Source organism: Novipirellula rosea, from assembly GCF_039541335.1.
Lineage (GTDB): Bacteria > Planctomycetota > Planctomycetia > Pirellulales > Pirellulaceae > Novipirellula > Novipirellula rosea.
Map to the genome: position 1 here is coordinate 23,702 of NZ_BAABGA010000011.1, position 10,175 is coordinate 33,876.

Here is a 10,175-nt window from a genome sequence, read left to right on the forward strand (position 1 = left end):
CCCTACACGGCGACCAAGCCAGTTCCGGCGCGAGCTACCGTTCGCCAGGTCGCCAGTCTCTTGGGTGCAGCGTTTCACCCGTCCGACGCATCTCTTGGAACTTCTGATTCATGTCCCAAGTCCGAGCCGGAGCCGCCTACGTCGAACTGCTGACCAAGGATGCAGCGTTCGTCAAAGGCCTACGATCGGCTCAAAAACGACTGCAATCGTTCGGCCAATCAACACGAATGCTCGGCACGAAGTTGATGGGTTTGGGCACCGCTGCCGCAGCCCCTCTGGCCGGCAGCGTCGCCATCTTTTCGAACTTCGACGATGCCATGCGAGGTGTCGCCGCCATTACTCAGGCGACCGAAACGCAGCTTGAGTCTCTGCGTAATACGGCCAAGAAGCTGGGAGCCACAACCAGCTACTCCGCTAGCGAAGTCGCTTCGCTGATGACGGAACTCGGTCGCGCCGGTTTCAAGCCGGAGCAGATCGAACGCATGACTGCCGCCGTGATGAACATGGCTCGAGCAACGGGCACCGATGCAACCCAGGCATCCGGCATCATGGCGGCAACAATCCGTCAGTTCAGTATGGAAGCCGGTGATGCCACTCGCGTTGCTGACGGACTGACCGCCGCAGCCAACAAATCGTTCAACACGGTGGAGTCTCTCGGCGAAGCTTTGTCGTACGCCGGCCCGGTCGCTGCGGACGCCAACTTGAGTCTCGAAGAGACGCTGGCGATCCTCGGAACACTTGGCAACATGGGCATCCAGGGTTCGTCGGCCGGTAATGCGATGCGTCGGTTGCTCACCATCAGTGCCGCAGAATCCAAGAAGTTCCAAGCGGTCTTCGGCGTGGCGACCAAAGACGCCAAAGGTAACGCACGGTCGCTGGTCGACATCCTCGGCGAAGTTGCCGCAGCCACCGAGAACATGGGAACGGCTGAAAAAGCGGAAAAACTCAACGAGGTCTTCGGACTGTTGGGAATCACTGCTGCCAGTTCGATCGGCAAATCGGTAGCTGATACTCGCAAGCTCTACCAAGAGCTTCAAAATGCCGGCGGGATTGCCGCCAAAACATCGGAAGAGATGGAAGGCGGACTCGGTGGAGCGTTCCGAATATTGAAGTCGTCGATCGAAGGCGTCGCCATCGCGATCGGAGAATCACTCGAAGGCAGCGTCACCAATATGGTCAACGCGTTCAGCCGCGCGGCGTCAGGCGTGATCGAGTGGATCAACAAGAATCAGAAAATCGTCAAGATTGCGGCGGCAAGTGCGGTCGCAATCATTGGTATCGGCGCCGCACTGTTCACTCTCGGTTCGTTTGCCGCTGCGGCATCCTTCGCCGTCGGAGGATTGGCCAGCATCTTTAGTTTCATTGGTGCCTCCATCGGAGTGATCGTCAGCGCGGTTGGGATGTTGTTCACGCCGTTGGGGCTAGTCGTCGCTGCCATCGCGGCGCTAGGTGGCTATTTCCTGTATTCCACCGGCATCGCCGGCCAAGCGATCGAATATCTCGGCAGCGTCTTCGAAGTCCTTAAAGCGGAAACACTTGCCGCTTTTGGTGCGATCGCCAACGCTCTAGCCGCCGGCGACATCACCGCAGCGGCCGATGTGCTGTGGTCTTACCTGAAACTGCAGTGGATTACGGGCACCACTTTCTTGAAAGCAAAATGGGCCGAATTCACTCAGTACATCTCCGATGTCTGGGCAGACTCAGCGTATGCGATTGGCGATGTTTTGATCGGTGCATTATCGGGCCTCGCTGGCGTATGGAACGACACGCTCGGATTCATGGCCGATGGTTGGACGATCCTTACCTCCGCCGTTCAAAAAGGCTGGAACAACACGATCGGCTTCCTCAAGAAGGGATTTCTCAAACTGCACGAACTCGTTGATATCGCGGGCGATGTTGCAGTCCAGATAGGAGGCGTGTTGATCAACGCCCTTGCCGGCGTCGAACAAGCCTGGGTGGAAACTGTCGACTACTTGGCCGACACCTGGACCGTGTTTGTTGGTCAGGTGAAATCAATGTGGAACTCCACCGTAGGATTTCTGAAGAAAGCCTGGATCAAGCTGAAGGCACTGTTCGACGATGACATCAACGTCGATGTTGAAATGGCAAAGATCGACGCTGACACCCGAGCAGCCGATGCAGCCGAAGAACAGCAGCGCCAACAAGCGATTATCCAGCGGCAACAACGTCGTGCAAAACGCAAAGAGCAGATCGAAGCCAACCGCATCGAGATGCAAAAAGGCATCGCTGCTCAGCTCGAAGCACGTCGCAAGGCTCGCGAGGGTCAGGACATCAATGCGGATATGCGGGCGATCGATGCCGAGACCGATGCTAAGAACGCGGCTGTCGATCAAACCAAGCAGCGGCAGTTTCGCGAAAACGACGCGGCTCAGGCAGCGCGTCAAAACCTGATTGACGATACGACCGCGGGTGTCCAGGCAACGCTGGATCAAATGCGTGCCGAATCCAAGGCCGCTCGAGAAGCGGGCCGGCCGACAGCCGTAGACCGCGACAACGATCGAAACGCGGAAATCGCTGCAGCACAAGCCGATTTTGATGCCGCCGTCGAACGTGCGAACAACGCCACGGCGCCGTCCGATGAGAACGGTAAGCCGAAAGCAGAAGATGCACTGCCGGTGCCACCTCAACCGACGGCTCTTCCCAAACCGGGCGATGTGAATGTTCTTCCCGTCGACCTTCCAGGCATCGATGACACTGAGCTGCAACCGCCAAACCCCAAGGATCTGAAACTCGGCCTTGATCGTGATGCCAAGGATTCGCTGGATCGTTTCTCGTCAGGTCCAGAGACCGATCCAGCACAGACCGCTACGGCCGGCGATTTTGAGACGCTCGGACTGGGGCTCGGAAGTGGCGCCCAAAAACTTGAGCAGCTCCGGTTGGAACCAGTCAAGGACGCTGGCGAAGTGATCGTCGCTCCTAAATTGGAGATTCCTGACAAGGCGGATGCCGCGGTCCCCGCGGACGTCCCCGAGCCGGTTGATCCCGAAATACCTGAGTTGCCAATCGACCAGCCAACACTGGACATCGCAGCTGTCAACGAAGCCCTCGCTTTGGTGCGACAGTCGCTCAGCGATTTCGAAGCAGCGTTATCGGGCACAACCGCCTCGTTGCGATTGCCCGCCTCTTCAGGCGACGGCATCACTGACGATATGAAGCGAGCAATCATCGCAACCGCCGAAAACACCCGACGCCTCGTCGAACGCTCGCGATCGGGAGGCTTGGTGTTCAGCTGATGAGTTTCACATCGGGAAGTTACCAATTTGACACTGCGGCTCTTTCCGAGAAAGCGTCGCGAGGCAAGTCACACTCGGACTTTGCTGCCTACGTTGCCACCAACGACGGCGACGTTGACCCGACTGCCGCAGCCGACGCAGCCTTTTCCTATTACGACGCCAATCACCATGAGCTGATTCCGCACCTGCAGATCGATGCGGAATACATCAATGCTCGGCATGCCTTGGTCAGTATCACGCTGAATCAAACGAAACTGGATCCTGTTTCGTTCAGCACTACCGGTGCGACGACCCACCTGAACCAATCTTTGCAAACGCGAGGCGTCTACGCGGCGCCGGGTGCCGTTGCTCCCATCTACCACGGAGCGATTGGCGTCAGCGATTCAGGCGTTGCCGGCGTTGACATTACCGTGCCGGCATTCGAGTTCTCGGTACGCAAGAAGTTCGAGTACGTTTCAACGGCGTATCTACTGGCAATGGTCTCGATGACCGGGCGAACCAACTCGTCGCCCTGGTCGATTTTCGCTGCCGGCGAAGCATTGTTCCTAGGTGGCGAAGGAGGTGAGGATGAAAACAACTGGGTCGACGTCACCTATCACTTCGCTGCTCGGCCCAACGAATCGAATCTGACTATTGGCAACATCAGCGGCGTCGAAAAATACGGGTGGGATTACTTGTGGGTCAAACACGGTGAGAAAGTAGTGGGTGATCGGGTGCTGCAGGTTCCTGAGGCCGCCTACGTCGAGCAGGTTTATCGCGGTGGTAATTTCGGCGTGCTGGGGATTTCGTAAACGATGGCACGACGCGTCCGTCCCGGCGATCCATTCCATATCACCGCCGCTGAATACAACCGGTTGCTCGCTGCGGCCGATGCAGCCCATCGCAACCGCCTGCCTGGTGGCGGTGGTCCCCGCACACATGTGCGAAACGCAGCGACTGTCCGTGTTCATAACACGTCGGCAGCGACCATTCCGATTGGCGGCATCGTCGGTTTCAATTCGCCACTGACCGATCCAACGGTGGGGCCGACCGAACTCGCACGCTTCGTTCGCGATGCGACGATCCAGTGCGTTATCCCCAACGAACAGGAGCACACCGGTCGCGTTGGGGTTGCCATCGAACCGATTGCGGAAGACAAGGTCGGCCGCGTCGTGTTCGATGGCGTTGTGGCCGCGCGAATCAACGTCGCCAAGACTTGGCATAAGTTTGCGGACGTGGGTGAGACGGGGGGCGATACACTTCAGTCCAAGCCGGATGGATCTGCCCAAATCCTTTGGCGAAATGATCCCAGCCAACTTGGCGATCAATGGGCGGTCGTTCGCGTCGGCCGGTCTGCGGCTCCGGTTTATTTCATCGAAGTTCCCGCCGGTGGCATCGCGGAACGCCGAGGTATGCGCACGGGCAGTGCCGATTGCGACCTCTACCAACTCGACGAAGCAGGCGACGTTGAGCCCGTCGCTGATCCGGACGGTAACACGGTCCGGATTACCGCTCGGAATCATTCAGCACAGCGAATCCGCGGGCCGATTGCCGACTCGCCCAGACAATACCTGCAAGTAAGCTTCGATGGGCAGCGTTCGTGGGTGATCGACCCACCGAAACAAACGCTTCTATGTAAGCCCACGAAACGTCTGAAGGCGAAATCTTGGGGCGTTGCTCGCGAGCTGCGTTTTGATGGGACTCGTTGGAAACCGCTCGGACCGCGTGTGTCGGTCTACAATGTCTGCGACTACGCATTGTTGGCGAGCCAGCAGATTATCTGTCACTTCCATGAAGACACCAGCAGCTACCTGACAATCGGATGCCGCTGTTGCGACGGCAGCAGTTCGTCCAGCTCGTCATCGTCGAGCAACTCTTCATCGAGCGGATCGTCATCGTCTAGCTCATCGGAATCGCATTCATCGAGTGGCTCGTCTAGCAGCAGTAGCTCGTCATCCTCATCGGCGAGCAGTGGGTCTAGCAGCAGTTCGTCAGATAGTTCGAGCATCAGCGGATCGAGTTCATCCAGCGAATCATCGATCGACAGTAGCTCGTCGTCACCATCCCACAGTAGTTCGTCCAATTCAAGTTCAAGCTTCTCAAGTAGCAGCCCTTCGCTAAGCAGCGTTTCGTCATCGTCACCATCGGTGTCGGGCAGCAACTCGTCTTCCGCGGCGTCCGCATCCTCCAGCCGTTCGGAGAGTTCGTCATCGTCATCCGCGTCGTCATCGAGTCAATCAGAATCTTCCAGTAGTGTTAGTAGTCAATCCAGTGATTCCGGCAGCATCACGTCACTCAGTAGTTCTGATTCGGCATCGAATTCGACTGCAAGCGAATCTGTATCCAGCGTTTCAGAGAGCGAATCGGACAGCCACTCGGATTCGCTTTCCCAAACCTCGCCGTCACACAGTTGGGATGCGTCAGCAAGCAGCCTCAGCGGATCCTTGTCGAGCGACTCTGACTCGCAATCCACGTCAAAATCGGTATCGCATTCCGCCAGCAAATCAGACAGTGGTTCGGATAGTGAACCAAGCGCTAACGAGAGCTCCAATTCTCGGCACGATTCTGTTAGCGTTTCACGATCGTACTCAGGTAGCACATCCGAATCTGCTAGCAATGCTTCCACCAGCGTGGCGGCTTCTTCAAGTGGATCCGAATCCACTTCACGTTCGGATAGCGGCTCTGGCGAGGACTCTGAAAGCTCCGGAAGCGATCGGCCGAGTGAAAGTCATGATCGGAGCTACGGAGATTCATCTGGGAGTGCCAGTGATAGTACCAGTGAAAAACCATCCCAAAGTCACGATTCCACGTCGGAATCAAACCACCCCAGCGACAGTGGGTCGAATCGTCTCAGCCACAGCTACTCCGTCGAGGAACCGTCCTATGACAGCAGCGGATCGAGTGAACCGTGTAACAGCACCTGGATCTGGTCCTGCGGTTGGGAACTAGTCGATAGTGACTGCGAGGATCCCGGTGAACCACCCTCAAGCACGGGAAGTTACGACGGCCAAGTGACGGAGATGACCGCATGATGTAATGCCCATATCACCCAAAGTTGATCATCTCCGATAACTTTTTGACGGTGTTAAAGTTTCTTGCGGTCGCAGCGACGCCAAGCTTACGTTCGGCACCAGCAGCAACCTTGGACCGGCCGATGCCGCTCGGTGCATGTAAATAGAAAACCAAATCAATTAACAAGCAGGATTCAGAATCGGCACGTAGTCCCTCAATGGCATCCAAGTCAGGATCACTCGGTGACTCATCCAAAAAGAAAAAATGGAGCGACTTAGGGTCTGCCGTCGCGTCAGCATACGGGTTCGAATCGATTGCTTTTAGTAATTCACTTTTCGTTAACAAGATCAAGTGCGAACGAAAACCAAATTGCTCCTCGACAGTATCGAGGAGCTTCGTTTGGATCGACTTCTTTGACTTTAGCGATGATTCAAAGACTACATTTCCACTCTGGATGTAGGTCTGAACGTTCTCGCAACCAATCGACTCCATCCCTGCTTTGAGCGGTGCCATCTGCATCTTGTTTTTGCCGCCCACATTTATGCCTCGGAACAGCGCAATCCAGATTGTCTTCAACGAAATGCCTATAGCTTGATGTTTGTTTGCAACGTTTGATATGACCCTAGCACATCATAACATGTGTCAGCAATAACCCCATGATCCACTGCCCCCACCTGACACCCAACAACGTCTGCGAAGTTGCCTCGGGCCTGGCAGGCTGCCAAGCCAAAGTAACACCTGCGGCATGCAACGCGTGTCAAAACGAATCTAACCCGCGAGCGATCAACGTCGTCACGATCGGCATGGCCTTGGTCAACAAGAAGCGTCGCAAGAAAGACACGCGTGAACTGTACGCGATGCTTGGTTGCTACTTGCCAGATCGTCAGCAAGAACCTGCAACGTTGAAGATCACCGATTACCGGCCCGGTCCGGGAAACGAACTGAAAAACATGCTTGCATGGTTCGCAAAGCCGAGCGAAACGTGCAACTGCGAAACGCGAGTCGACACGATGAACGACTGGGGCGCCGAAGGCTGCCTGCGAAACATCGACACGATCGCCGACTGGTTACTCGAAGAAGCTCAATTGAGAGGAATGCCCCATGGAAGGTTCACTCGCGTCATCGCCAAGTCACTCGTTCAAACTGCCGTCCGAAAGTTCCGACGCAAATTCCCCGACGGAGCACCCGAGCCGAATGACGACGAAGATCGCGATTGATCGGCCGATCGTCGAGCGATGCTTTCTGATGAACCTCGATCGACGCGAGGATCGGCTCAAAGAGTGGATGGAGCAACTGCCCGATCCTTGGCCGTTTCCTCATCCCGAGCGTTTTACGGCGATCGACGGACGCCGTGTCGCGACACCGCCCCAGTGGCGTGCCGGAAACGGAGCTTGGGGGTGTTACCGTTCGCACGCATTGATTCTAGAAAAATGCCTGATCGAGCGTATCGATTCGTATGTGGTCTTCGAAGACGACGCCGGGTTCTGCCAAGACTTCGCCCATCAACTCAAAGCCTACATCACCGAGTTGCCGGCCGATTGGGGACTTGCGTATCTCGGTGGCCAACATCTTTATGCCGGCAAACACCCGCCACACAAAATCAGCGAGCACGTTTACCGGCCCTACAACGTCAATCGAACGCATGCGTTCATGGTCCGTGGTCGTGAGAATATGAAGGTTTTGTACCGACACCTCCACTGGATTGATTGGCACTCGAAACATCACATTGATCACCATCTTGGGCGATTGACCCAGCGACGCTACCAATCACTCGTGCAAGGCAAGAACGTCGACAAGGAGTCGATTGCGGTCTACGCCCCCGACCGCTGGCTCGTCGGGCAACTACCGACCAAGTCCAATATCTGCGGTCGCAAGTGGGAACAGACACGCTTCTTCAACGACGCCCGCAACGCCGACCATTCGGACGCCCCGTTCTTCGCGGTGCTCGGTCCCCATCGCTCGGGGACATCCTGTGTAGCCATGGTTATGCATCATCTTGGCGTCCATATGGGCAACCAGCTCGGTGGTTACGAGGCGACCGGCGGTGGCGAAGCCGTCGGACTGGCCCAGCTTTGTGAAAAGGCGATGCGATTTCCCGCCGTCGATCCCACGATGTCAGATGAGCAGCTGACGCAACAGCTGAAGGCATGGATCGTCAACCGTAAAGCGGAGGCGAATCGTGACAAGACAGTGGCCGGTGGCAAATACCCGCATCTGTGCCGGTTTGTCGAGCATCTTCATGCTGGCCTCGGGGGTTCACTGAAGGTCATCAGTGTCGAGCGTGACATTGAGGCGTCTATTCGAAGTCTGCAAAACCGCTCCGAAAAACATCGAGGCCAATGGTTTGCTGCCAATGATGAACAATGCGAGCGTCTGCAGCGCAGCCTGATGCAGCACCGCGATGCATTCCTGGAAAAGCATCCTGAGATTGACCTCTTCCGCATCGAATTCGCCGAGTTGACCACACATCCCGAAGAGGTCATTTGCAATTTGATCAAGTTCCTTGGCATCCAGCCAACGGCCGAGGAGATCGCTTCGGCCATCGACCACGTCAATCCTGAACTGCGGAAGTTCGGGTGAGCTCCGACGCGTCGCCCTTCAATTCGAGAAACCAAAACGCGTGACCATTTGCTCCGTATTCCTGCATCACGACGATGATCCGGTGACCCGCAATCACTTTGCGAGACTCCAGCGTTTCTCGTCCGGCCCGACCGTCGCCGTCTCCTCCGCAACGCGACTTGCAACCGGGGAGTCCATCGCTGACTTCTCGCATTCGCTTTGGCGAGCCCAAATCGAACAACGTCCGCAACTCAAAGCGAAATCAACGGACCTGCTACTGATCGATTGGTTTCGCAATCGTCGCGTATCCGCAGATCGATACTTCATTGTCGAGTGGGATACCCTGGTCAACCAATCCATCGACGATCTGCTGTCCCCCGTGACACCGTTTCCACTCGCGGCGCCGTCCATCCGTTTGGCCCATCGAGAGCCAGAGTGGTTTCGCCGCCAGCGACAACACATCCCGGCTGACTTGCGACCACTAGCAACGGGCATGGTTCCCTTCTCTTGCATCATGGTATCGCATGCGACGTTCAATCAGATTGCGATGCTATACTCCGAGGATCTGCAAGGGCTTGGCGAGGTAACTGGAGAATTACGGTTTGCAACGCTAGCGGCCCGCTGTGGGATAACACCCGTCAGCATTCCGAGTTTACACCGTGTCACCTGGATGCCGTTTCAGCCGATTGGATTGGGAGAGACGATCTATCACCCCGTCAAACTTCCATACGTTGACCCTCAGCCGTGGATGGAAGCTGATGAAATTGCGGCTCTGGAATCACTTCTTGAGCCGCATTTTCACGTTCTAGAGTATGGCTGCGGACACTCAACGTTTTGGTTGGCTGATCGAGTAGCGAAAGTAACTACCGTTGAGCACAACTCCAAATGGCTCGCTCGCGTCACACCGTTTCCGCCCAACGTGGAGGTCCTCTTCGCACCTCCGGCCTGGCCTTGCCCAAAGTTTGGACCGGCCGAACCAGGACAATTCGAAGATTACATCCACGCCGTAACTGATCGGACGCCCGACCTCGTGCTGGTCGATGGACGCGCCAGAGTCCTCGCCTGTCGCCACTGGGCATCCAGATCGCAGACCATTCTTCACGACGCGGATCGGTCCCGCTACGGCGAACTGCCAAAGAGATTTTTAGCCGGAAGCCTCGCCAGGATCCTACCGGAGGAATTGCCGAATGAAACTCAGTGAGATCACTTTCTGCATCAAGACGATTCATCGCCCCTGGTCTTGTCACCGGCTGGTTGAATCGCTTCATCAGCATATCGAGAGTCCCAACATCATTGTCGTGGACGACGGGCTGCCCGAGACAAGGTTCAGCGGCAAGTACCCTGAAACCGCAAAACGCTGCACCGTGATCA

Annotated in this window: 9 protein-coding genes and 1 pseudogene; 6 read left to right on the top strand and 4 right to left on the bottom strand. The window is 56.4% G+C overall.

Going from position 1 to position 10,175, the window contains the following annotated elements; genetic code table 11:
- Positions 1-110 precede the first annotated feature (110 nt).
- Both ABD971_RS04525 and ABD971_RS04530 read left to right on the top strand, forming a co-directional pair.
- The gene (locus tag ABD971_RS04525; protein ID WP_345319846.1) at positions 111-3,254 is read left to right on the top strand and encodes a phage tail tape measure protein; all 3,144 of its coding nucleotides are present in this window, start codon (positions 111-113) and stop codon (positions 3,252-3,254) included.
- Positions 3,254-4,045, top strand: coding sequence for a hypothetical protein (locus tag ABD971_RS04530; protein WP_345319848.1), 792 nt, complete (start codon positions 3,254-3,256; stop codon positions 4,043-4,045). The genes ABD971_RS04525 and ABD971_RS04530 overlap by 1 nt, the downstream gene beginning before the upstream one ends.
- Positions 4,046-4,200: 155 nt before the next feature.
- Here the strand turns inward: ABD971_RS04530 and ABD971_RS04535 are convergent, their stop codons facing one another.
- The 4 genes from ABD971_RS04535 to ABD971_RS04550 form a co-directional block, all read right to left on the bottom strand.
- Positions 4,201-4,392: a hypothetical protein gene (locus ABD971_RS04535; RefSeq protein WP_345319850.1), complete on the bottom strand. Its 192-nt coding sequence runs from the start codon at positions 4,390-4,392 to the stop codon at positions 4,201-4,203.
- A gap of 648 nt (positions 4,393-5,040) precedes the next feature.
- Positions 5,041-5,394 carry a hypothetical protein gene (locus ABD971_RS04540; RefSeq protein ID WP_345319852.1) on the bottom strand — a complete coding sequence of 118 codons (354 nt, stop codon included), beginning with the start codon at positions 5,392-5,394 and terminating at the stop codon, positions 5,041-5,043.
- A gap of 102 nt (positions 5,395-5,496) precedes the next feature.
- On the bottom strand, positions 5,497-5,895 hold the full coding sequence (locus ABD971_RS04545) for a hypothetical protein (protein WP_345319854.1): 399 nt from the start codon (positions 5,893-5,895) through the stop codon (positions 5,497-5,499).
- Positions 5,896-6,278: 383 nt separating this feature from the next.
- A complete protein-coding gene (locus tag ABD971_RS04550) occupies positions 6,279-6,821 on the bottom strand; it encodes a DUF1697 domain-containing protein (protein WP_345319856.1) in 543 nt (180 codons plus the stop codon).
- Between the two features lie 80 nt (positions 6,822-6,901).
- Here ABD971_RS04550 and ABD971_RS04555 point away from each other — a divergent pair, with 80 nt between their 5' ends.
- The 4 genes and pseudogenes from ABD971_RS04555 to ABD971_RS04570 all read left to right on the top strand — a co-directional run.
- Complete coding sequence (locus ABD971_RS04555; RefSeq protein WP_345319857.1) at positions 6,902-7,462, top strand: hypothetical protein; 561 nt, start codon at positions 6,902-6,904, stop codon at positions 7,460-7,462.
- Positions 7,440-8,825, top strand: a complete 1,386-nt coding sequence (locus ABD971_RS04560) for a glycosyltransferase family 25 protein (RefSeq protein WP_345319859.1) — start codon at positions 7,440-7,442, stop codon at positions 8,823-8,825. Before ABD971_RS04555 ends, ABD971_RS04560 begins: the two co-directional genes overlap by 23 nt.
- Before the next feature lie 40 nt (positions 8,826-8,865).
- Positions 8,866-10,005 carry an O-methyltransferase gene (locus ABD971_RS04565; RefSeq protein WP_345319861.1) on the top strand — a complete coding sequence of 380 codons (1,140 nt, stop codon included), beginning with the start codon at positions 8,866-8,868 and terminating at the stop codon, positions 10,003-10,005.
- Positions 9,992-10,175 (top strand): annotated as a pseudogene (locus tag ABD971_RS04570) (glycosyltransferase family 2 protein); the annotation flags it as partial. The gene ABD971_RS04565 and the pseudogene ABD971_RS04570, both read left to right, overlap by 14 nt.